Below are 24,606 nucleotides of genomic sequence, written 5' to 3'. Positions count from 1 at the left end.
CTCAGGAAAGCTTATTTGCCCCATTTTGCATGCTTCCCCAAGCTAACGATCACCAGAGACGCTATTTTGCAAAAACCAGCTCTTTCTCGGGCTAAAACACCCTCTTGTGCAGAAATAAGGTTCCTGGTGATCGTTAGAATTCATGAGAGCCACTTTTCGTCCAAATAAGCTCATCTGAGATCGTTAGAATACAGACTCACTTTGAGTACTTACTGCTTACTCTGGTTACCTATCCCTACCTACTGCACTTGAGTTACTTATTTTGTTTACCTCTCACTATCTACTGCACTTGAGTTACTTATTCTGTTTACCTCTCACTACCTACTGCACTTGAGTTACTTACTCTGGTTACCTATCCCTACCTACTGCACTTGAGTTACTCACTCGGATTACTTTCCTATCTAATCACTTTCTTTGGATTCTACTGCACTTTGGGTTACTTATTGCACTTGGTTCATCTTACTTCATTCACTTTCCATTTCATTCATTCGTTCATTCTGAACTCCCCTCTCTCCTACTCCACCCCTTCGCATCTCTCCCTTGCTGACCACTCTTGCGATGAAACAAAGCCCTACGTGCTGGTATTGCAAGTTGCACACGGGGCTAAATTAAAAGTTTACTTACATCATACAAGCGTAGAGTTACTGAGTAGGGCTACTGCATAGAGATATCACATTATACTTTTTGCATAAAGTCATTACATAGAGTTACTAAATAGAGTTATTACATTGCACTTACTGCATAAAGTTATTACGTAGACTTATTGCATAGTATTTACCGCATAGAGTTACTACGTAGACTCATTACATAGTACCTACCACATAGAATTATTAAATAGAGTTACTACTTATATACTTACTACATAAAGTTACTGCAAGAGTTATACTGGAGCCAATTCCAGTTCATCCAATTAAAAACTCTGGGCTGTTCCCAAGAAGCTTTCAACTCAAACCACCGCAGACGGTTGAACCACTGGTTTCTTCACCCGATACAACAGCGTCCACAGCAGCACATTAGCTAGAATCAAGATTGCACCGTATATCCAGACTCCTCCGGAGAAGGAACGGAAAAAGACATGAGCCCCCCACAGTAAAGCGAACACAGGTAAAGCAGCGAAAATATACCAGCCTTCACTTTGCTGGGCCACACTGAATGATTGCGAGAACGGCGGCTTTTGTAGCATAAACTTGCTGGATACCGGGATCAGCGCCGTAGCGGTGAGCAAAATAACCGCGATATCCGGCAAAATTCGCAGTCCGAATGTCCATGTGAACACTATCGCATTCAACAGAAATACGGGGATGAATATGTTGCTGAGGAATGCCTTCAAGGCTCCTCGATATAATACATTTTCATTAGCCATTGGCGCCGCACGAAAGATCCATGATGCCTTGTATTGGCCGGAATATTTCAGCATGATTATGATGGTTACCAAAAGTACCAGCATAATGTATAAGGTGTACATAAATGAACTTTGCCTGAATTCCGCCCAGGTCGATGATTGTAAAGCGGTATACCAGAAGATATAAGGCATCACTAAGGCAAAGCCTAGCGAAGGATATACTTTAAGCTTAAACTCCCGCTCATTGCGCATCATGCTGGCTGACAGGCGGAAGCAGGCCTGCTCCTCTGCAGAACGGCTGAACAGCTTGGCAGCCATCCGGTCCCATTTGCCCCGGCGGCGACTGGATGTCTGGCCGGAGTGAGCCATCTTTTCCAGATACAGCTCGAAAGAAGGCATAAGCTTCACGTATACGATTAGGCATATCACCGGAACAACAACAGCAAGCGCAGTTAACGTATAGATCCACACCCCGCCATGACCTGCGAATAACCATTCGTATGCAGCAGCGTACCATAGCGGAGGTAACAGCAACTGCCACCATTCGGGCGTAAAAGCTACTTTAAAATCAATAATATCGAAGGAACGAATGACAAACTGATATCCAACTGCGATGCCCACCGAAAGCAGAATCTGCACCATATTGATCATGTCTTTCAGCTTCTCTCCATCCAGAAACTTCATCATGAACAGGTAGATGAGGGATGTGGTCACCAGAATCAGCATACTGATCAGAATAATCTGTAAAAGAAAGATCAGGAAGAAACCAATCCCATGGGTAACCAAACCGGCAATTAGTGGCGCAGCCGTCACCGAACCCGTCAGCAATACCAGATAGACCCCTGCATGGATAGCCCGAGCCATACCTACGGTTCGTGCATTGACCGGTTTGGTCAATATAATGTTACGATCCCGGATGTCCAGAAGCACCGATGAAAAATCCGAAATCATCGATGTCATAATCATAAACATAAGCACGCCAAACAGGATGCCCATCTGAAGCATGAATTGGCCTGTATTCCAGACGACAAAGGGAATCATGATGGCTCCCATCAAGGCATACAGCCAGAGAGAGCGAACATACTGGTTACCCTCGTTGCTCTCCTTACTCTTTGTCCTTGAGGACATAATCGTAGGTACTCTGCGCTGATCCATCTGGAACTTCACCCGTAAAATGAGGCGTAGCACATCATAATCAGCCCCCATTTTGGTAATAATCGGCCGAAAACGATCCAGAATTTGGAGCGTACGAAAATCGGAGGATTCCGCCATGTCAGTTCACCTCCTGCACAATCGACACAAAGCGCTCAGCAATCGCCTTATGTTCATTAAAGCCAGTCAATTGGTTGAATACTTCCTCCAACGACCCTTCCATTGATTGCTGCTGAAGCTGTTTGAACGTCCCATCTGCCACCACACGACCCTCGGCAATCAGAACAATCCGGCTACTGATCTTCTCCACCACATCCATAATGTGTGACGAATAGAAGATGGTTGTGCCTTTCGCTGACAGCTGCGACAAAATCTCTTTCACCACCATCACACTGTTCGCATCCAGTCCGCTGAGCGGTTCATCCAGGAACAACAGATCAGGATCATGCAGCAGTGCCGAGATCAGCAGCACTTTCTGACGCATCCCTTTGGAGAAGGAGGCAATGCGCGAGTGATATGATTTTTCCAGTCCAAAACAATCCATCAGCAGCTTTGCTTTATAATCCGCATCTTCATAGGACAAGCCATATAACTCTCCGGTAAACGTTAAATATTCCGCCGGAGTTAATTGTTCATATAGTTCCGCCACTTCTGGCACATAACCGATTCTACGCTTATATTCCACATCGCCATTGGAGATATCCTGTCCAAAAATACGAACTGTTCCTAGATAACCCTCTACCAACCCGAGCAAGATCTTCACCGTTGTACTTTTCCCGGCTCCGTTCGGTCCGATATATCCAATCATCTCACCTCTACTCACATCCAGGTCGATGCCGTTCAACACATATCGCCCGTTATATCTCATACGTAAGCCTTCAATTGACAGTACTTGTTCTCTAGTCGTTTTGGAAACTATTTGTTCTAAAGCCACTTCGTTATCCAGCTCCTTCTCTCACCTATTTTCTACAATTCTACTAGTTTACCACAGTTTGGATTCAACTTCCTATGTAGCCTTGGAGACTCATCATTCTCGAACGTCATTAGTACAAGCAACGAAATGTTGCTACAATTACTCGCAATGTAGCCCATGTAGACTGTTTCCTTAGCTATACAAAAAAGACGCTTCATTCGAAGCGTCTTCCCTGCCTGATGCATCAGACTTAAGCTTTGTAGCCTAGGCACACTGTTTCGGACTAGTATGATATGGATGCTACCCATCAATCCTCATCGTCAAAATCCTGGTCAAACGACAACACCTTACCTGTATTCGCATCGATATCAACATCTGCTTCACCCTGAGCAGTTCTCAGTTCAATCTCATAGACATAGCGGCCGTTATCACGATCCAGTTCAACTTTCGTTACTTTCCCACCGGTCACTTGTTTCAGTGCAATGTTGGAAGCTTGCGCAACCGTCAGTTTAACCTGATTGGAAGCAGACGCACTCGAAGAGTTAGCTGTTCCATTATTACGATAATCATCGTCGTCATCGTGGTCGTCATCATTGATCACCGCCAAAACCTTGCCCGTGTACGCATCCAACCTAACCGTCACATCCGGGTTACCTTTTCTGTCGATCTCAACTTCATAGAACGTTTGGCCGTTTCTGCGCTCCAGATCCACATCATCCACTTTGCCTTCCACTGCTTTTAGCGCTATGGATTTGGCTTGTGCTGCTGTCAGCAGCTTACCTGTGTTGTTCTGATTTGCACTCGTGGACTGTGTCACTGATGCTGGTGCGGACTGCGTTGTTCCAGATTGTATTTGCGGTGCAGCTTGTCCATTGATATTGCCGCTGGCTGCAACGGCGGATCCGCCAAGCAGCACCGCTGCGGACAAGCTACCAATCCATAGTTTATGTTTGTTCATCATCATCATTCATCTCCTCGTTAATGTTCTCGTTCTCGTCTACATATATAGGATAACCTTGACGAATGAGAGTTCAGCGAGAGAAAGATTAGAATTTGATGAGAAAATAAACTTCAATCGTAGTTATCCCGAGCATCTTTTAATCATCGTCCTTATCCCAAGTTACCGAACGGATAGCACCCGAGATTGCATTCACCTGCACCGTGGCCTCCCGTCCGTCTTCCAGATCGATTTCAACCAGGTAGTATGGATTGCCACTGTTCGTACCGCGCAGCTCCACATCATCCACCTCGCCAGGAACCCTTGCAAGTGCTTTCTGCTTGGCCTGTTTCTCACTTAGAAACTGCGGCGCTTTCTCCGTACCTCCACCGCCGGATGCAGGCGGTACCTTAATCGCTTTGGAGGAAAGAATCCCGCCTGTATACGGATCAATCGTCAGTTCTTGACGGCTGTTGTCCTTGGCTTTCACTACTGCGGTGTACACAGGGCTGCCCTGCTGTTCAACTAACTCCAGCGACACAAGCGTCTCCCCGGCTCTTTGCTTCAGTAGCTCCGACTTCATCTGCTCACGGCTCCACAACGTCTTCTCTTCAGCCTGCGGACTTGCTTCCAGACGTTTGATCGATTGGACGGCTGCCGTAAACGCATCGACCTGCACATCGTATAGACCTGTCTCCGAACGAAGCTGCATCAGATACGTACCATCTTTAAGGGTGGAATGAATGATCTCCCCCGGATATTGATTCAGCACAGATTGTGCTGCTGCATCGGCGGATAACTGCTGACGGGCAGGTACCCACGGTTTCCACCATATCAATACGGCGAGGAGCACGAGAGCCAGCGTTCCAGCTCCCCACCACAGTAACTTTCGCGACCCTTTACCTACATTACTTCTGTCTGTATTTTTATTTTCACGCCCATGCTTATGTTTATGTTCACTTCGTATCATTTCAGGCCGTTGTTCCTGCTCTGTCATATGCATTCCCCCTCACCTTCTCCCACACTTTCACCTTATATATCCAGATCCTCACCCCTGAAAAAAGGAATCCAACAACGCTGGTCAAAACACCATCCTGGTTATTCTGTCATTGGAGTGTTCTGTGTGAACTTTTCAGTTCATTTATATCGTTCCATCCAGTATAGAAGAGAAGAATGAGAATTTCATGAGAGCGTGCTGTCTGGGCTTTCGGATCTGGATCGCGGCAAAATAATACAAGCCTCCGTACCCACACCCTCGGTACTGGAAAGTTCAATCTGTGCTCCCACGGCGCCTGCCAGTTCTTTGGCAAGGGACAATCCAAGTCCGGACCCCCCGGCACTGCCGCTTCGTGTTCTGGAGACATCCGCCTGGTAGAAACGGTCGAACACCTTCGCCAGATCCTCCTCCCGCATACCGATACCCTTATCCACGATTCGTATCCGGCAGCTCTCGCCCTGCGCCTCCAGCCTGACTTCAATGGCATCTTCACTATATTTCCGCGCATTATCCAGCAAAATAAACACCAACTGCCTCAGCTTGCTCTCATCGCTGATCGCCCAGATCGGGCCTGGAGCGTAGCACCGCACTTCCCGGTGGTACGCTTCGCGGAATGCACGTGTGGAATCCGTAGCCAGCTTCGTAATATCTACACGTTCCAGCTGTACATTCCATTGCTCAGGCTGCTTGGCCAGCAACAACAGCTGCTCGGTCATCTCACGCATGCGTACCGATTCAGACAGAATCGCTTCCACAGCTTCATCAAAGACTTCTGGCCGCTGCTTACCCCGGCGCCGAAGCAAACTGGCGTAACTCTCAATGATGGTCAGGGGTGTTTTCAGCTCATGTGATGCATCCGAGACAAAACGCTCCTGTCGTTCAAAGTTGGATTCCAGCAGATCCATCATGCGATTAAACGTCTGTCCCATTGTGTTCAGTTCATCTTTTGATTTTGCCTCTAGCGGAAGTCGCTTGAACTGTCCACTCGCTTGAATATCACTCATTGTACGTGTCATTTGCTGGATCGGTCTTGTCATGCGATTTGCCAAAATTCGGCTGGATATCACGGCAGGAATCAGGGCAACAATGGTCACGATTACTAATACCGTACGCAGGGTGGCAAGTCCATTCTCTGTTTCACCCACACTCTGAGTTACCTGCAGGTTTACCACTTCTCCGTCCGGCCAGATTAATGGCATGGATACCCACACATATCCGACCTGATCCACATGGGTATATTCTGCCTTTCTCTCATTCTCATATTGAAAAGACAACTTGCTGAGTTGTTCGGATGCTCCCGTTGTGGTTACTGGAGAACTGCTTCCATCTTCATGCACAATGCGTAGCATGCCATTCACGGGCGCATAAGCCCGGAGCAGATCATCTGGCGGGATGGAGCCGGCTGACTGCCGTACCCCTGTGACGATCGAATCCGCCTCGGCTTCCACCCGTCTGATCTCATTATTAATGGATACTCGCTCAAAGACGAGATATACAGACAGATTCACTGCAATTAACAGCACGGCAAATAGAACCGACGAGTATCCGTAGATTTTACTGCGCAAGCTCATGTTTGCTCCTTCAGGACGTATCCTACGCCCCTTACGGTATGTATTAAGGGTGGTGTGAATCCGTTATCCACCTTCTTGCGCACATAACGGATATACACGTCCACCACATTGGTATCGCCATAATAATCGTATCCCCACACGGATTGTACGATCTGATCCCTGTTAAGCACCTGACGCTGATTACGCAGCAAATATACCAGCAGGTCAAACTCACGCGGGGTAAGCTCGATAGCCTGTCCATCCCGAAACACTTCACGTGTTCCTTCATTCAGCTTCAAATCCGCAGCAGTCAACCATTCCTCCTGCGTTTCATGTAACTGACCCGCCGTCCCCTGCTCTGCTTCCTGCTCCAAAGTATGAGCCGCTGTCCTTGCAGAAACAGCCGCGGCAAGACGCAATGCTGCCCGGACTCGTGCCAGCAGCTCCTCAATCTGAAACGGTTTGGTGATATAGTCATTGGCACCCAAATCCAGGCCGGATACCTTGTCCTCCACCGAATCCTTGGCTGTCAGCATCAGGATCGGCACTACGGCATCTCTCGCCCGAATCCGCCGCAAAACCTCAATACCACTCAGGCCCGGCAGCATGATGTCCAATAGAATCAGATCCCATTGTCCTTCGCTGTACTTTTCCAGCCCTTCCGTCCCACTGCCTGCCTTTGTGACCTGATATCCTTCGTACTGCAATTCAAGTTCAAGCAGTCGTGCAATTTTGGGCTCATCTTCAATGACCAGCACAGCTTCATTCATGCTGATTCCCCCTCACCCGTCATATCATTCTCCCGTCATTTTACAACATCTGCTCACAATTTGCCCAAAGCATCGGAAACGGAGTGGTCTCCAGCCACCAGATCAAAGGCCATCCGATAGGTCTTCTCTTCCTGTAAAGAGGCAGCGATGACACGTGCCACATCTTCACGAGCAATGCTACCCGGTTTCAGCTCAGTTCCTACAGTCACTTTGCCGGTGCCCGGTTCGTTTTTCAGACCTCCGGGACGGATAATCGTATAGTTCAGATTACTGGCAAACAAGGCCCGATCCGCAAAATGCTTTGCGACATAATACGGTTTAATCTCCTCCGGCCATTTACTGCGCTGATCTGCACCATAGGCACTAACCAGAACATATCTGGAAATACCTTGTTTCTCTGCGGCCTCCATCGTTTTCACCGCACCGTCCAGGTCGATAAGCAATGTTTTGTCTGGACCCGTCGAACCACCGGAACCTGCTGTAAACACAATGGCATTCTGATCTTTCATCGCTTCGGCCAGCTCATCCACCGTACCCTCCAGATCGCCCATGACAACCTGTGCACCAAGTTCCTTCAAGGCGCCTGCCTGCTCCGGCTTGCGAATCATGGCTGTGACCTGATGTTTGCCTTCCTGCGCCAGCTGTTCTACCAAGTGTTTACCAATCTGTCCGTTTGCTCCAATCACCAGTACATTCATTGTTCATTCTCCTCTCAGGGTACGCAAGAGAGCGATTTAATCACTCCATGCCTGTTATGTTGTTGATCTTTTATAAAATTTTTAATCACTCCCCATCCTATCTTTTAAACGAAAGCGGGTGCTTTTAAGCGCGGACAGTGTCTATCGTTCCGTTTAATATCTGTATAACGCTCCATATTCATACCGTTAAGTGTCTCGTCTCAATTAGTTTCAACTCAAGCAGGTTCATGTCCAAAAGTGCATAGCAAAAAAGGACGCCCGATGGGCGCCCTTTAACGTTAGTGCTATAGATTAATAAGCCAGTGCGAACAAGCCATGGATGTGGGACAGGTAACGGATGTTACTTGCTTCTTTCATCATGGTTGCAGGCAGACCTTTCAGGCGAGTCTGGTTGCCACCGATCATGCCGACAGCATCTTTACGACCCAGACTTCCCAGCGTACCGGAGAAGATTGGCGAGAAGGATTCCATTGCGCCACCTTTGAACATTACGCCCAGGTTGTGACCAATGGTTTCACCCATTTGCCAAGCCAGTTGTGCTGTTGGAGGATACGGACGAGCGCCTTCGCTAGGGAAGACTACTGCGCTGTCACCAGCAACAAATACATCTTTGTGGGATGTGGATTGCAGAACTTCCGTTACTTTCGCACGGCCGCGATCCACTTCAATTCCGCTGTTAGCAACAACGGCATTACCTTGTACGCCACCTGTCCATACCAGTGTGTTCGTAGGGATGGAGCTGCCGTCTTTCAGCATAACTTCATTTTCTTTCATCTCGGTAATCGCTACGCCAACAATGAAGTTTACGCCGCGTTTCTCGAGACTGGATTTCGCACGATCAACCAGCTCTGGCGGGAAACCAGCCAGGATGGAAGGACCTGCTTCAACCGTGTAGAGGGAGATATCGTTGAAATCGATACCTTTCTCTTTACATACACCTGGAAGAAGGTCAACGAATTCGCCGACAAGCTCGATACCTGTCAAACCGCCGCCACCAATAACAAACGTAGCGTCTGCTTTGTTGCCGGATTGTTTGTATGCATCCAGACGTGCTTCAACATGTGCACGAATACGGTTTGCATCACTAACGGATTTCAGCGTGAAGCTGTATTCCTGCAGTCCAGGAATTCCGAAGTAAGCTGTTTCGCTACCCAGAGCAACAACGAGCGCATCGTAAGAGTATGTGGAGCCGCTAGTCATGAGAACTTTTTTCTCGTCCGGTTTGATTGTATCCACCGTATCGATTTTCAGGTTCACATCTTTACCGCGCAGCAACTTTTCAAGCGGGAGAGCAACAGCTTGCTCAGAAATGCTGCCTGCTGCAAGACGGTGCAGTTCCGTAATAATTTGGTGTGTAGGGTAACGGTTCACGACAGTAATTGTCGCTTCTTCCGGAGTCAAGTATTGACGCGCAGTCAGCGCAGTCAACAGACCGCCGTATCCTCCACCCAAGATCAAAATTTGCTTCGACATATCCATCCTCCGTTCTTCTAAGTCTTAACGTTTCGGTTGTTGACGCTCGTTCAGGATGCTCAAGAAAGATTGAGCAAAACGAAGCGATTGTTGTACGTTTGGATCTTTGAGCATTTTCAGCATAGCGAACAAGCCGACTGAAGACTGCTCTGTTTGTGCACGGTCGTTAGCTTCGATGGCAGCAGAAGCTACACCTTTAGCTTTGTCTACAACAGGCTTAGCGAACTCGCCCATTGCACTCATTGTGTCGCTGATCAGAACTTTGTCTGTAGCGATACCTTGTGCGAAGTCATAAGCTTTCGTCATTACAGTAACCATTTCAGCCAATTTAGGCAGGTTCTCCACCAATACAGTTAAAGACTCCTGTACCTCAGGCTTCATCAGTTGATCCAGTACATCCAGGGACTGGCGCTCAGCGCCTTCTGTTACTGGCACCTCTTGTTGAGTAGGCGATTGTGACATAAGAGAAAGTCCTCCTTTACTTTGGGATAGAAGTCCGCGACTTTCATGATGCCTGTCAAGCAGAGCCGAACCACAAATACATCAATACACTAAATGTACCAAATTTCACACATTAGGATAAGAGCAGCCAAAGACCACTCTCACGTATGCATGGTATGTTGGGTCTTATTGCGGACAACACATGTTGACGCACAAAACGACAAGCAGGCCGAAACCGAACTCTATACCCTTATATTACACCTCTTACACATGAACATGAAAAAGAAATTTTTTACACTTGTGAAGATATTGTGAACATTGTAACAAAATCGATTTTTTTGTCAAGCCGTGCAAGCTTATCACGAATGGTCATTTATCTTTCCCACACGTCACAAGCTACCATATGTGGTATTAAGACATGATCACAACGAACCATATGTACGAAAAGCACATATGAAAGTGCATGGTGAACGTTTTTTCAGGAATGGATTTCCAAAAATTTATTGTTCATGCAACGAATTTGGTCACTTTGGTTAGTATGCAGCGACAGCCCCGCCCTTATTCTCACAGTGTAAACATCTTTCATATTCAAGTATGAACATCTTTGGATGAGAATGCAAAAATGCCGCCCAAGAACGTGAACGTTTAAATTATCCTCAGCCCGGTTAATAAGGACTACACCAGACAACGAAGGAGATGTTCGATATGAGTAATTCAACTGGCGATAAAATCAAAGCAGGCATTAATAAGGCTAAAGGCGAAGTGAAGGATCAGATTGGTAACGCAACGAACAATAAGTCCCTTCAGGCTGAGGGTAAAATGGATAAGGCCAAAGGGGCCGTTCAAGATAAAGTAGCCGATGTGAAAAAACATCACGAATAATGCAATCAGGTTTGCATACTCGGCGAATTTCTACGCATCTTGCTAGAAGATCGCTAAAGAGTATTGAACCAGCCTAACCGTCGAAGTATGAAGTTCTGAACTTCATGACGGAGGCACAAAAAAGCCAAGGAAGGTGTTGAATAATCACCCTTCCTTGGCTTTTTTTGTTTTCTACATCACTGGTACCGAATACCGTGCCATATCAATGATAAAGTTACGGCTTTCACGCATGGTATGATATTCCTTGCTGAACAGTCTGACCCAATCGGTATGCTCCTGATACCAGCGGAATGTCTGTTCAAGCCCCTGCTCCAGCGTAGTTTGCGGATACCAGCCAAACGCCGCACGTAACTTGCCGGAGTGAACAACCAAGCTTGATCCTCTGGATTGCGTAGGCTCCTGTTCTCGTATCTCCTTCGCAGCTCCGGATCGATCCAGCGGCTCAATCAGCATCCCAATCTCCTGCATCGTTGTTCCAATTCCGGTAGAAATGTTATAGGTCTGTCCATCTTCGCCATGAATCATCATCTGCTCAATCGCTCTCAGTGCATCATCAATATACAGAAAATCACGTACTGCTGACCCCTGAATATCCAGTGGCAGCCCATCCAGCATCCGCCCGAAGTTTCGCGGAATAATGCGATCCGGCAGTTGCCATGGTCCGTACAGATTCGTCAAACGGAAAATTTTCACCGGAAGTTGATAACATCGAGCATAGGATTGAGCGAGTGTCTCGCAGGCTACTTTCGAGGCAGAATAAGGGGAGACTGGTGCGTAAGGGTCTGACTCGTTATATACTCGGCCCCATTCACCGCCGTACACTTCTACGGATGAAGCGAGTAAAAAAGGGATATCATGCTCGGATGCATACTGCAAGATGGCCTGTGTACTGAGGGTGTTATTGCGGAATACCTCTGCGGGTTGATGGTATGAATAATCGACATGAGGCATGGCGGCGAGATGAATGATGGAATCTGTGTTGTGTGGCAGATGAATGTTGTCTCTAGCGAGGTTACACTTGATGAAAGGCATATCATGTAGCGGAGAGCGGTACACAAGCCTCTGACAATAGTCATCCTGATCCAGCAGGGTGACCTGATGACCTTTTTGCGCCAAAAACTGTGAAAGATTAAATCCGACGAATCCAGAAGCTCCTGTGACCACGATGTTCACACATTTTCCCCCTATCGTTATATACATCGGCCGTTGAAAGAGAGTGTCTGTATCGAGTATAACTCAAAAATGATACACTTTGTATCATTTTGCAATGTTTTTTTGTTTGTCCATTCCCTGAAAGGTTAATATATGGAAAGAGGTGAATCAAAATGTGTGATCCAAAGCAGGAGTTCAGCGATATTCAGCACATGTATTTTAAAGACGACGGAGTCATGCCAAATCATCCGAATCTGCCAGTGCTTCTGTACAAAGGAGTCTGGCAGACTGAACCTGCCCGGGCTGAATTTAACTTAAACCGGAATGGCTGGGGCAATAGCTGGGTCAATGGTGTGTTTGATTATCATCATTATCACAGCAATTCACACGAGGTCCTTGCCGTAATTAGCGGATTTGTGCAGTTGATCTTAGGCGGTGAGAAGGGACAGAAGGTGTATCTGGAGAGCGGGGATGTTGTTGTGCTGCCTGCCGGAACCGGCCATAAACGTCTGGAGGCCAGTCCCGATTTTCGGATCGCCGGAGCTTATCCCGGAGGTATGAGCTACAACACCCGTACAGGCAAACAAAGCGAGCGGCCTCAGGTGTTGCAGGAGATTCAAGCAGTTCCGCTACCGGAGACAGACCCGGTGTATGGAAAAGGTGGTCCTTTAACCGAGCTTTGGCTCAATCATAATCGTTGAAACGCAAACTTTTGAAGTACACGCTGAAGCTGACAGACTATTTATGAAGAAATCGACTTTGAAGACGAATGCAATGAGTGTTGTTCATCTTGGTCCGGGTTGAACCGGGTAAAGTGACGCTCCAATTTTCGGCTTGCCCACAGGGATACCGCAATGAATAATACTACGCCAATCCAGCGTACGGGGTGTTCCAGAAACTGCTCTACGTTCGAGCCAATATACGTTACAGAGAAAATCATAATCCCTTTACCCAACCCAACTGCGAGCAAGAAGGACAACAATCGCATTCGGGCGATGCCCGCTGCCACATTAATAATAACAAATGGCCCTACTGGGAAAATGCTAAGCAGGAATACATAACTGAACGCGTTTCTGCGAATCCATACCATACTCCGCTGCACACGCGGTTTGCGTGCCCATTTTTCCACAAAAGCAGACTTCCCGATCTCTCTTACAATCAGAAATGTCACGGTACAGCCAAGAACCATGCCGATCCAGGAGTACAAGAAACCAGCCCATAGCCCATACACTGCCCCATTAACCCCCACAATTAATAACGTTGGAAGCGGCGGTACAAAAGACTTCATAAACGTAAGCAAAATGCCCGGCAATGGCCCGAGAGAACGGAACTTCTCCAGCCAGAATCGAATATTTTCTTCCGTGATATATGACATAATATCAAGCGCTGCTGGTGTCATCCGCATCCATCCAATCTATTCAATCTATTCAATCTATAATTCATTTATTTCATTCGTTAAAACAACGCTGAAGTACAGTTTGTTGAAGTACGTACACCTTAAGAAATGAATTAAGTCACTCCACTCGGTGCTACTCTGTCTCCTATACATGCAAGACAATATACAACTCGTTGTTTTCATGCGTATAGTTTGTGTTCCCTCGTGTGACGGTCAGCGCGCATAACCTCATTCCACTAAACATGTTGGAGGGATGTAGCTGTCGCCCTCCAAGTATAACGTACATTGAGGTGTAGCATCGTTGTCAATTTGAAGAAATTATTTGGATGGAAATATTCGGGTATCGAAACAAACGAACCAAAAAAGCACACCCCGATCATTCATCTTGGTGTGCTTACATATAAGAGCCCCTGGATCTTCTAAATTCAGCAGCATAACCTACCTAATGCTTATTCCAGTCCAGTTTCCTGTAACTCAAGCTCAAGCAGTTCCGCCTGATGGGCTGCATTCCACTCAGGAATACCCGAACGAATGAACTCTTCCGCATCCATCGCTGCTTTGGACTGGTTACACAGATTGCAGGCACAGACACAATTGAGTGGTGTAGTATGTCCACCTTTCGCCCGTGGTAGCAGATGATCAATCGTATCTCCATAGGAGCCGCAGAAGTAACACGTATACTTATCACGATCCAGAATAAACCGCTTGAAATCCTTGTTGCTGAACAATCGGCGAATGGTATACCGATTAACCACAACGGCGGCTTTCTCTTTTACCAGCGTAACCGCAAGTTCCATGTCCACTTCCTGATGCCAGCGGCGTCCTTTGTCCGTTTTGCCGCGCATGCGCACCATGCCCTGCCGATTGGTCCGGAGCGAAGCCGGATCTTCCGGGTCAATCGCTGCCGGCGGCGCGTGATAACGCCGCGGACGGCCATCCATGCCAGCCCCGTGGCTGCGGCTGGCATGAGATGGCTCTCGCCCTGCGGCGGCTGGCTGTGCCTTAGCCGCCGCATGTGCCGTGCCCGCGCTGGCCTCGCCGCGGGCTTGGCTTGGCTCCGGCGCAGGGGCCTCAGCAGCTCCGCTGCGGGCCTGCCCTGCGCCGGGCGCGAGCGCGGCCGCACGCTTGCGGCGCCGCTTGCGTTTGCGCCGGGCTGCGGGCGGCTGATCCGCAGCCACAGGCGCTGGCGCAGCTGCCGGGCCTTGCGGCATAGCCGGCAGCTGCGCTTGGGCCGTCGATGCCTGCACGACGGCCGGCACTACAGCGGCAGCTCGCTTGCGCGCCCGCTGTGCACTGCCCTTGCCATTCGCAGCAGCAACGCCTGGCGAATGCACATCCCCGGGCGGATGCTCCCCGCCCGGTGCCCCATCCACCGTATTCGGATCGGTGGATGGATTACCCTCGCTCTCTGCCTCGGCAGAGGCATGAGCATTCAGCATCTCTGACGGCTTTCTTTTCCGCCGTCTCCGTCTCTTCTTCTTCGTACTGGCGGAAGCACTGACCGAAGAAATCGCTGCATCCTTTACCGTCTGATCCGAAGACGCAGCTCCGGCCTCAGAGAGTGCCGGGCTTGCCAAGACATGTGGATCCACATGTCTTCCCAAATCCCCGCCCTGTTCATTCCCTCCGGTCGGCTGCTGCGACTGCGACGAAACACGCACGTTCTGTTCCCGTTCATTCTTTACCGGAGATGGAGGCTTGTCTTTCTCAGAATTCCTCTCCCTTCCATCATGACGATGCTCAAGCGGTGTACCCCCAGTTGCCTGTGGCACTCGCATATCACCGTTATGACGTTCTCGTACACCGAGCTGACGACAACGGCGGCAGGCTCCACGTCTGGCCCCGGAACCCGCACGTTTCCCGGTTCTGCGCCGAAAATCAGACGCAGGCCTCCGCTCTCCGCAATACATACACGTCTTGGTTTGTCGCGTTTCATGCTCTGTCTTCCCTTCGCGGAAAGGGGCTGATCCCGTCTCCATGTTGTCACCTCGGTTCCGAATGAATCCGGTTTCTTTCTATTGTATCACATCTGCTCGTGAACACCCTCATAGCCATAAGCCTTGTATTCTTCAGAGGTATACTCGGGTGTCTGTTCACTGCATTCACGGAGAATGTGCTCTACATATTCCAATATATCCTGCATCGGTTTCCCGCATTGTTCACATCTAGTCATGTATGATCACCTTGATCCTGTCCTCTAAGTTTACTGTATATTACCGTTCCGCCTTATGATTACCCTTGAATTCAGAAAAAGAAACATTCGTTCCCACGTAAACATACAGAAATATCCATCGGTATCGGACGATTCATAACAATAAAAACCGTCCCCGGCTCAACCTGAGGCTGATCCTGAGAACGGCTAATGGCAAAACATACGTTGCCTCGCTTCTAGCGGACATCCACTTGCCCCGAATTTTGTTGTGGTACCAAACGCGGTTTCGGTTTGGGCAGATTACCAAAGATAATCCACGCATGGGGCAAGAATCTTGCTGCAAGCCCAACCACAAACCATGAAGCCAGGAGTGCGATACCAAATCCACTGGCGTACCACAGATGAATGACCCAGGATACCCCGGTCTGCGGTGGATGTTCACGATAAAATAACAGGAAAAACGGATGAATCAGATAAATACCAAAGGATAATGCCCCAAGCCGGTTTAGCGGTTTGACGATCAGCGCAGGGCCATTGTGGTATAGCCAATAAGCAATCTGGATAATGACAAGTGCACAAGCGAAGGTATGTACATTCCAGAAGAGCTCGTACCATAACGTGTTGTATGTAGCAATTTTCAACCGCAGCAAATAATAAATATACACATGAGCCAATCCCGCCGTAAGCCACACCACCCACAGCAAAACCCATGAAGTTATGCGCACTTTGGTTGCATTCGCCCGGCTAATGACGAACCATTGCTTGATCTGTGGGAAGTACACACCCATGAAAGCACCTAACATAAAATAGGAGAAGTAAGAGAAGGCCCAGCTTCCTTTGTTGGGTACCTGAAATCCATATTTGTTGCTGATGATGAAGGCCCATTGAATAAGCAGACCGATTGGGATAGACCATTTTACAACAGAAGGATACTTCTTCAGTAGCCACAGCACCAGTGGGAAAATCAGATAAAATTGCATGTTGATAAACACAAAATACAGATGTGTGTAGGCTTTTCCCGTAAACAGCCTCTCTATGAAAGTAATCATCGAAACATCGAACGGACGCCCTTGATAGTACATGTTATGCAGTACAACAAAATACATAATTGAAAACAGGAAGTAGGGCAGTAGAATATAAACAAAGCGCTTCTTGTAGAAATTACTGACCAGTTTCTTGTCCAGCGGACGGGTGTAGTAGTTATAGAACAGCACGAAACTGCTCAAAAAAATAAAGGTCGGCGTACCATATTTCATAAAAATATTAATAAAGTTGTACATCCAGTAATAATTGGAATTTGTCATTTCCAGCATAGCATTGGATGTAGAATGTACGAAAAGCACACCGATAATCGCCATCGCCCGTACGAGATTTAACTCCGGGATTCGTTCTCTCTTCAGTGTTTGATTCATGTTATAGAGGTTCTCCTTTATGTATTCGTCAATATGTTAAATATGACTTAGTCCATTAAGCTCTCTATCTATTAAAAAGCATATTGCTTAACATGTGTAGCCCAATTTCTTAAGATTTTCCTAACTTTTAAGTTTTTCTCACATTTTTCCCATGATTTTGTAAGCCAAAAAGACCGCTATGACGCGGCCTAATATCTTTTAGCAATTAATCCAAATTTTATTTCTTTTGATAGCGATTAAATCTTGAAATCCGTTTCCCGATCATAGAATTTCTGTTGCACCGGGCATAAACCATAAAGGGCACAACGAGATTAGTTCTTCTCCCGGCTCGCCAAAATCTGCTTATACACGTCAATAGCCGCCTGTCTGGAGGTCTTCAGGTCTACGATGGCATCCTTGCCTGGCTGATGAATATCTTTGCTGTGCAAGTCTTTCAACTCAGGTAGCCACTTGCGAATATAGTCCCCTTCAGGATCGTACTTCTCCGACTGCGTCACGGGATTGTTCACACGGAAATACGGCGCAGCATTCTCTCCTAGTGATGCGCACCATAGCCAGTTTCCGCGATTCTGGATATTATCATAATCTTTCAATTTTCGTCTGAAATACGCCTCACCGAGCGTGAATGGGCACTGAAGGTTTTTGGTCAGGAACATTGCGGTAAGAATACGGAGCCGATTAGGCATATGCCCTGTCTCGTTCAGCTCTGTCATCGCTGCATCGATAATAGGGATACCTGTCTCTGCTCTGCACCAACGCTCAAAGTGAGTATCCTGAAGAGCAGAAAGATCATACACTTTTTCATACGTAAAATAATGTGCCTCATAAACTGCCCTGTACAAGTAGAAATCGCGGAAGCACAGCTGCCTGATCCACTCTCCAGCTTCTGAGATATGCCGCGCAGCATCGTACATCTTGCGAATGGATACAGCTCCCACAGCTACATACGAGCTAAGATGGCTCGGCTCATAGGCCTCAAACTCATCCCGATGATCCCCGTAATCCGCCACTCGCTCCGACAGAAAACGATCAAGCAATTTATGCGGATCTTCCTGATCTCCTGATTCGTCAGAACTCTCCAGCAAAGAAGGTGGAACCTTCATCTCCTTCGGCCAATCCACATCTCGTTCACTCACATTCACATCTGCGATGGTTGTTGCTGATGCCGGGTTAGGATGTTCGTTCATGAATTCAACCCAGCGCCGGTGGAAGGCCGCGAATACTTTATAGGGTTCCGACTTGCCTGTAAAATGGGCAAAGGCCTTCAGGTCCATCAGCAGGTGATCGGTCAGCAGGGTAAATGGAGTCTCATGGGCTTCGCAGATTTTACGTATCTCTCGATCCCGTTCCATCGCGTAAGGCGTCATATCCCGATGAACGACAATCTCACTGATCTCACCTTTCATATGTCGCAGTAGCCATTCCACCACTTCGGCTGGTTTGCCATAAGCTACATGCAACTGCCGTTTCGCCACCTGATACTTCTTGTCCAGTGCCGCAGCATGTTTAAGGAAATTCACACCACTGTGTTCTTTCTCCCTTCCTTGCCGCAACAGGAATGGGTCGTAGATCAACACATGCAGGCTCTCTTCTTCCTGCTCCCGCAAATAATCGAATGCGTTCAGATCATCTGTACGCAGATCTTTACGATGTATAAATAATTTCACGCGTCCTCCATCCCGCCTGAACAACTAAGGTTTGGTCAGACTTTGATATAACTTGCTCGTTTCAGGCTCTGGCTGATGACCCAGATCCTCCTTCAGGATTAATGTAAATGAATGATAGAGTCGCAATATGCCTTGCTGGTCATCCATGGAGGCATATACTTCCATCATTAATCTGCAGATTTCTTCCGAATAAGGCTCGCGTTCCTGCAATTGCATCAATAGCTCAATCGCTTGCCCGCCCCGCCCATGGTTCATTTCCCATGTGGCAATATCCATGACAAGCCCCGTATACTTACGCCTGAGTTCTCTTCCCTTGGATCTTGCCCAATCATAATCATGCTCTTCCAAATAATCGCCTCGGTAGAGCATGTAGATCTGTCTTAGATCCTGCACATTATCGGAATTGACGGCTTCATAGGACATCGCTTGCTCAAACTGTTCAATGTCACTCACCAGATTACCGGTCAACAGACGATAACGGTTCATATTGTACTCTAGCTTGCCCGTCATGCTCCATTCCTTCAATAACTTGCGGATCTGATACACAGATGTATGCAGAAGCGTCAATCCTTTGTCCTGGGATACATCTGCCCAGAGCTTATCAAGCAGAATCTCCTTGCTTACCCACTCTCCGCGGTGATGAAACAGAAAAGCAAATAATTCCTGCGACTTGGTCGTTCGCCATTTATGTTTCTCGGCACTCTGCTCCAGACTTCTGAAGATGTCCAGATGTTTGAAGGTTAGAAGTCCCGGCGCTTTGAATTCTATTGCCTCGGCTTCAGGTTCCGATTCCTGTACCTCAATTGTAGCAGCAACCTGTGCATGAAAAGACATTGCTCCTGCAATCCGATCAATGGTTTTGCTCAGTCGAGCCGAGCTGACCGGCTTCAACACATAATCCAGAGCATGAAGCTCGAATGCCTCCACTGCATGGTCCGCATACGCGGTTACAAATATAATCCGAATGCTCGGATCCAGCTGCTGTATATATTCAGCGGCTTCCAGGCCATTAACCTCCGGCATGCCAATGTCCAGAAATACAACATCTACACGATCACTTGCCAAAAAATGAAGACCATCTTGCGCTGTTGAAAAACATTGCACAGGCGTAATTCTTCCGTCCGATTGCAGCAGGCGCTGCAGGTGCATCTGCGCCGGCTTCTCGTCATCAATTACAATGGCTCTCACTGTTCTCAACCTCCTGCCATGAGAGATTTAATATGGACACCCACTATATCGGCATCCGCTAATTCGGTTGTTAACCATAATTACCCCATCCGCTTTAACTCATGTCTCATGTAAAATGATGAACCTGGTTCAGCGGGATGTGAAATTGGATCTGTGTACCACTTCCTACATGACTCTGGATCTCCAATCCATGTCCATAAAGCGACATGAGGCGACGATTGATATTTTGCAGCCCTACCCCTCCAGGCCCTTCGGTACGCCCTGATTTCACCTGAGCCATCCGGTCAGGAGGAATACCCACACCATCATCCTGTACCCGAACGATGACATCATCCGTATCCTGAAAAATATGAAGTCGCACTGTACCGCCTGCCGCTCTCTCCATGACCCCGTGACGAATAGCATTCTCCACAAGCGGTTGAATCGTGAGAGGAGGCAGAAACACCCGAATATCTGGCTGTACTTCATACTTGACGATGAGTCTGTCTTCAAACCTAGCCTGTTCCAGATGAACGTAGGACTCCACCAATTCGAGCTCTTTATACAAAGGCACCAGTTGTTCTCTATTCTGAAAGTCAAAGCTGCCTCGCAAATAATGACTCAATTCAATGAGCAGATCTGTTGCCTTATCCGGGTTCACCGCACAAGTTGCAATAATTACATTCAATGCATTATAGAGAAAATGGGGTTTAATCTGCGCCTGAAGAAAGGCCATCTCCGTCCGAATGGTGTCCTGTACCGAAGTGCGCAGCTCAATCAAGGTTCGAACCCGTGCTCGCAATTCACCTGCATCTACCGGTTTACTCAAAAAGTCATTCGCTCCCGCTTGAAAGCCGTGCCGGATATCTTCGGGTAATCCACGAGCAGTCAGCATCAGAATAGGAAGTTCTGACAACGAACGCTGCTCTCGCAACTTGCGACAGAGTTCAGGGCCGGACATTTTGGGCATCATCCAGTCCGTAATGACCAGATCGATGGTCGGGTTTTGTTCGTACAGCTCTATCGCTTTGAAGCCGCTATCTGCTGCAAGTACCCGGTAACGTTCGGTGGATAGCAGGTTCAAGAGTACATGCCGATTCACAGGGTCATCATCTACAATCAGAATCGTTGGTTCCCCGGCAAGCTTCTCATCCAGCTCATGCAATGGACTTGCGTCTTGCAAATCCTCAGCAACATACCCCTTCGTCTTTTTACCTTGCGCTGTCACATAACGGGCCGGAGCGGGAATGGCCTGTTCTTGTAGCAGCGGTAATTTCACTATAGGCAACGTAAAATGAAACGTGGATCCTTCACCCGGCTCTGATTCGACCCAGATTTCACCTTCACCCAGCTCGACCAGTTTCTTCGTGATACTGAGGCCCAGTCCAGTTCCCTCATAAGCCCTTTCCGTGGTTCCATTGCTTTGCTCATAGGATTGAAAAATATCTTCCAGCCTCTCCGGTGCGATGCCCACACCAGTATCCGCAACAGATACCTTGACCATCTCGCCTTCAACGGAAGCGTAAAGCCTTATTTCGCCATGCTCTGTGAACTTGTAAGCGTTACCCAGCAAATTATAGAGAATCTGCCGAAGCCGATCCTCGTCAGCTTCTACCAGCGGCAATGCATCTGGCCATTGCTGGATGAGTAAGATCGGCTTGTCCTCGAACGTAAAACCCGAGACCTCAACCACTGTTCTGGCAACTGACTCCAGATCAACAGGAACGCGCTTTAATTCAATCTCACTATTTTTCAGTTTGGAGAAGTCCAGAATATCATTCACTAGCAGTGACAAACGTTTGCCTGTAGCGGTGATCATGGACAGGTTTTTGGCTTGTTTTGGAGTGACAGCTCCAGCTGCTCCCTCCAGCATGGACTCAGCAATGTTAATGATGCCATGAAGCGGTGTCCTCAGTTCATGTGAGGTATTCGCCATGAATTCATCCTTGAGGCTATCGATTACCAGCAGACGCTCCGACAGAGCTTCCACTTCAAGGAAAGACTGCGCAAACCGAACGGCCGTAACGACCATCTGAAGGAGTACAAATAACAGAAGCTCAAGCAGTGCGAGAAAGGCAGTATCTACCGCCACGAATGCACCAATCGTGAATAACACAACAACCATGATAATGCTCATTAGACCAACAAGTGCAAAGTGGCTGTCGTTTGTCTGTTTGCGCGACCAATGAATCATCGTTCGTATGGCATAGATCAACACAGTGAAGGAGATGAGCAGCATTGGCAGTTCAAAAGTCGAAAATAACTGGGGTGGCAAAGTAATGCCTATAAGCGATTGAATAATAAGTAAAATCAGACCGAGACGCACAAACCAACCATGCACTGCCCCCGGCACTAATACAGACAGATACCGAAGCAAGAAATAATAAGAGAACGCTCCGCTTAGGAGCTGCAGACGAAGCAGCATATCGTGCGTCAGCAGCGGAACAATTGTAGCTAGCAGCTTCTCTCCATGCGTGAGAGCATACAATGCCCCCGAGAGACTAAACAGCCCTAGAAATTGAAGCTCTTTCTCACTACGCCGTAGCCTGAACAACACCAGGAAAAAAACAGCGGGTAGAATAAAACCAATCAAGGTCAGGAGATCCTTAAGCCAGTCCAGCTGTTGACTTCGAAGAATACTACCCTCATCTCCGAATAGAACGGGTGCAACAATTCCTCCCGAAGCATAGCTGTAATTGGTTACTTGAATGATGATGTCAGCTGTATCGCCATCAATGGACGTGAATCCTGTAAACGGCAGATTCATCTGACGGTCAGAATCCTCAGTTGCCCCAGGAGAACCCATACCACCTATGAGATTTCCGTTAATAAAAATACGATGAGACATGCGTATATTCTGGGTATGAATGCCGTAGCGATTTTTCATCTGCCGGGGGGTTAACTTCACTCGCAAGTGATACGTCCCATATCCTTGAGCCTGTCCCAACGATGTATTCCATTTTGACGGAACCTTAATAGTCTGCGAATTCGGAAGCAGCCTTCGTCCTGACAAATCGGCTCTAAAGTCTTCCGGCCCTAACAGCTCGCTAGGGTAAAAATCCCAGGTTCCATTCAGTGAGGCCGCACCTTCTTCGCTGAAATCCCATTGACGCAAATCTATATGCCCATTGGTCACCTGCGGATTGTTCCGCTCACTGATCCATGTCTGGGCGATCCATCCTAGCGGAAGCAAAACAACGCATATAAAACTTAGCGTCAGCATGATCCAGTGTTTTCTCATCTATGTATTCCTTCCATCCTCAAAGCAGCGAGAGATATCACTTTTTGTCGATTTATTCCTATATATCCATGTTACACGTTTCCGGGGCTCACGGAAATAGTTCATGAACAGTTTTAGCTCATTTTTCAACAAAATAAAGAGACTTTACAGGCATTCTTGTGCAAAAAGATGAAACCAAAAAGCCCCAGACTTCCTCCAACCAGGAAAACTGGGGAGAAGCCTGGAGCTTGGGCAATGCTCGCCGTATCAGTTTTCACTTCATAACTTCGGCCAGCTTCTCTACGAGACCAGCCCAACCTTGAGCCATACGTTCACGGATGACCGCGTGAGCCTGTCCGAATTCAGTCAATTTATCGGCATCCCAGCCGCTATGAATCAATGTAAAATGGGTGCCTTCAGCTTGTTCCGCAAGCTCGAACGTTAATGTCCAGTCTTTACCCCAGCGAAAAGCCAGCTTCTGCTGCGGCTTCACTTCAATCACTTGGCAAGGAGACTGTCCAAACGGTCCCGCTTCCAGCGTAAATTCACGTCCTTCAACAGCCTCCATATTGCTGGGCATGAACCATGACCCCATACCTTCCGCTGTCGAAACTTTAGGCCATACCTTTGCTACAGATGCCATCAGCAACCGTTCTTCCTTAATATCCGGCAATGTCGTTGATGATGATTCCATTCGTTTACCTCCTCCTTGATGCTCTTCTCGAACGCAACCTATAATAAGTCCATTTTACATATAAGGTGTGTTACTCCTATGATAGTCTGCTCTGAACAATCCATTTCCAAACAACGCTGCCGGAAGGGATAGCAATGCGAAATCCCACCTTCCACATGTGTGTTTCAAACATTCTTATTCGTGGAAAATAATACGATGTCAGCCCTTCATGCACCAGGGTATATGATGTAACCCAACCTGCCGGATACTCCTTGGGAGGCGACATTGAATTTTATAGCAATCTGCCGCTGCATTGCAACGGATGCATCCTTCAAGCTATGTCAGGCTCAGGGTGAATGCTCTGTTTCCACTGCTCGAAGCAAGCTTGTATGAAGCAACAGGCCGAGTATAGTTATATGAGTCTGGCACATTCGAAATATTAGAGCTGAAACTCTAACGATCACCAGGAAGCTTATTTTTCCCTAAAAGGGATTGCCAAAATTCTAACGATCTCCAGAAGCCTTATTTCATTGAAAAACCTGGAACTCGGCCTCAACTGAAGCAAATTTAGCCAAATAGCGTCTCTGGTGATCGTTAGAAAATGGCAATGGC

Annotated in this window: 19 protein-coding genes and 1 pseudogene; 2 read left to right on the top strand and 18 right to left on the bottom strand. The window is 47.7% G+C overall.

What is annotated here, in order from left to right:
- Window positions 1-946: 946 nt before the first annotated feature.
- The 9 genes from ACUTVW_RS13480 to ACUTVW_RS13440 all read right to left on the bottom strand — a co-directional run bounded on the left by ACUTVW_RS13480 (window position 947) and on the right by ACUTVW_RS13440 (window position 10,294).
- Complete coding sequence (locus tag ACUTVW_RS13480) at window positions 947-2,614, bottom strand: hypothetical protein (RefSeq protein WP_445646274.1); 1,668 nt, start codon at window positions 2,612-2,614, stop codon at window positions 947-949.
- 1 nt (window position 2,615) lies between these two features.
- Complete coding sequence (locus ACUTVW_RS13475) at window positions 2,616-3,362, bottom strand: ABC transporter ATP-binding protein (protein WP_445646273.1); 747 nt, start codon at window positions 3,360-3,362, stop codon at window positions 2,616-2,618.
- Between the two features lie 352 nt (window positions 3,363-3,714).
- Complete coding sequence (locus tag ACUTVW_RS13470; RefSeq protein WP_445646272.1) at window positions 3,715-4,368, bottom strand: PepSY domain-containing protein; 654 nt, start codon at window positions 4,366-4,368, stop codon at window positions 3,715-3,717.
- 136 nt (window positions 4,369-4,504) lie between these two features.
- On the bottom strand, window positions 4,505-5,341 hold the full coding sequence (locus ACUTVW_RS13465; RefSeq protein WP_445646271.1) for a PepSY domain-containing protein: 837 nt from the start codon (window positions 5,339-5,341) through the stop codon (window positions 4,505-4,507).
- 185 nt (window positions 5,342-5,526) lie between these two features.
- Window positions 5,527-6,912: a sensor histidine kinase gene (locus ACUTVW_RS13460; protein ID WP_445646270.1), complete on the bottom strand. Its 1,386-nt coding sequence runs from the start codon at window positions 6,910-6,912 to the stop codon at window positions 5,527-5,529.
- Window positions 6,909-7,661: a response regulator transcription factor gene (locus tag ACUTVW_RS13455; protein WP_445646269.1), complete on the bottom strand. Its 753-nt coding sequence runs from the start codon at window positions 7,659-7,661 to the stop codon at window positions 6,909-6,911. Before ACUTVW_RS13455 ends, ACUTVW_RS13460 begins: the two co-directional genes overlap by 4 nt.
- A 53-nt stretch (window positions 7,662-7,714) precedes the next feature.
- On the bottom strand, window positions 7,715-8,359 hold the full coding sequence (locus ACUTVW_RS13450) for an SDR family oxidoreductase (protein ID WP_445646268.1): 645 nt from the start codon (window positions 8,357-8,359) through the stop codon (window positions 7,715-7,717).
- A 291-nt stretch (window positions 8,360-8,650) separates the two neighbouring features.
- A complete protein-coding gene (locus ACUTVW_RS13445; RefSeq protein ID WP_145333676.1) occupies window positions 8,651-9,832 on the bottom strand; it encodes an NAD(P)/FAD-dependent oxidoreductase in 1,182 nt (393 codons plus the stop codon).
- A gap of 24 nt (window positions 9,833-9,856) precedes the next feature.
- Window positions 9,857-10,294, bottom strand: coding sequence for a DUF1641 domain-containing protein (locus ACUTVW_RS13440; RefSeq protein ID WP_445646267.1), 438 nt, complete (start codon window positions 10,292-10,294; stop codon window positions 9,857-9,859).
- 684 nt (window positions 10,295-10,978) lie between these two features.
- On the opposite strand from ACUTVW_RS13440, the gene ACUTVW_RS13435 reads away from it, so the two are divergent.
- Entirely contained in the window at window positions 10,979-11,155 is a 177-nt protein-coding gene (locus ACUTVW_RS13435) for a CsbD family protein (RefSeq protein ID WP_090921556.1), read from the top strand.
- Window positions 11,156-11,326: 171 nt separating this feature from the next.
- Here ACUTVW_RS13435 and ACUTVW_RS13430 read toward each other — a convergent pair whose 3' ends face one another.
- A complete protein-coding gene (locus tag ACUTVW_RS13430; RefSeq protein ID WP_445646266.1) occupies window positions 11,327-12,328 on the bottom strand; it encodes an NAD-dependent epimerase/dehydratase family protein in 1,002 nt (333 codons plus the stop codon).
- A gap of 152 nt (window positions 12,329-12,480) precedes the next feature.
- Here ACUTVW_RS13430 and ACUTVW_RS13425 point away from each other — a divergent pair, with 152 nt between their 5' ends.
- Window positions 12,481-13,008, top strand: a complete 528-nt coding sequence (locus ACUTVW_RS13425) for a cupin domain-containing protein (RefSeq protein WP_445646265.1) — start codon at window positions 12,481-12,483, stop codon at window positions 13,006-13,008.
- A gap of 41 nt (window positions 13,009-13,049) precedes the next feature.
- Here the strand turns inward: ACUTVW_RS13425 and ACUTVW_RS13420 are convergent, their stop codons facing one another.
- The 8 genes and pseudogenes from ACUTVW_RS13420 to ACUTVW_RS13385 all read right to left on the bottom strand — a co-directional run bounded on the left by ACUTVW_RS13420 (window position 13,050) and on the right by ACUTVW_RS13385 (window position 24,015).
- Window positions 13,050-13,706: a TVP38/TMEM64 family protein gene (locus ACUTVW_RS13420; RefSeq protein WP_445646264.1), complete on the bottom strand. Its 657-nt coding sequence runs from the start codon at window positions 13,704-13,706 to the stop codon at window positions 13,050-13,052.
- 446 nt (window positions 13,707-14,152) lie between these two features.
- Window positions 14,153-14,590: pseudogene (locus ACUTVW_RS13415) on the bottom strand (HNH endonuclease); the annotation flags it as partial.
- Window positions 14,591-15,726: 1,136 nt separating this feature from the next.
- The gene (locus ACUTVW_RS13410) at window positions 15,727-15,876 is read right to left on the bottom strand and encodes a hypothetical protein (protein WP_445646263.1); all 150 of its coding nucleotides are present in this window, start codon (window positions 15,874-15,876) and stop codon (window positions 15,727-15,729) included.
- Between the two features lie 215 nt (window positions 15,877-16,091).
- Complete coding sequence (locus tag ACUTVW_RS13405; RefSeq protein ID WP_445646262.1) at window positions 16,092-17,267, bottom strand: acyltransferase; 1,176 nt, start codon at window positions 17,265-17,267, stop codon at window positions 16,092-16,094.
- A 311-nt stretch (window positions 17,268-17,578) separates the two neighbouring features.
- Window positions 17,579-18,934: a cryptochrome/photolyase family protein gene (locus ACUTVW_RS13400; RefSeq protein ID WP_445646261.1), complete on the bottom strand. Its 1,356-nt coding sequence runs from the start codon at window positions 18,932-18,934 to the stop codon at window positions 17,579-17,581.
- 24 nt (window positions 18,935-18,958) lie between these two features.
- Complete coding sequence (locus ACUTVW_RS13395) at window positions 18,959-20,122, bottom strand: response regulator (RefSeq protein ID WP_445646260.1); 1,164 nt, start codon at window positions 20,120-20,122, stop codon at window positions 18,959-18,961.
- 106 nt (window positions 20,123-20,228) lie between these two features.
- Window positions 20,229-23,342 (bottom strand): ATP-binding protein, encoded by a 3,114-nt coding sequence (locus ACUTVW_RS13390; RefSeq protein WP_445646259.1) that lies wholly within the window; start codon window positions 23,340-23,342, stop codon window positions 20,229-20,231.
- A 253-nt stretch (window positions 23,343-23,595) separates the two neighbouring features.
- Complete coding sequence (locus ACUTVW_RS13385) at window positions 23,596-24,015, bottom strand: SRPBCC family protein (RefSeq protein WP_445646258.1); 420 nt, start codon at window positions 24,013-24,015, stop codon at window positions 23,596-23,598.
- Window positions 24,016-24,606: the final 591 nt, after the last annotated feature.

Source organism: Paenibacillus sp. TSA_86.1 (assembly GCF_052691815.1).
Note: the sequence above shows the minus strand (reverse complement) of the source record. Positions and strands in the feature narration are given on the sequence as shown.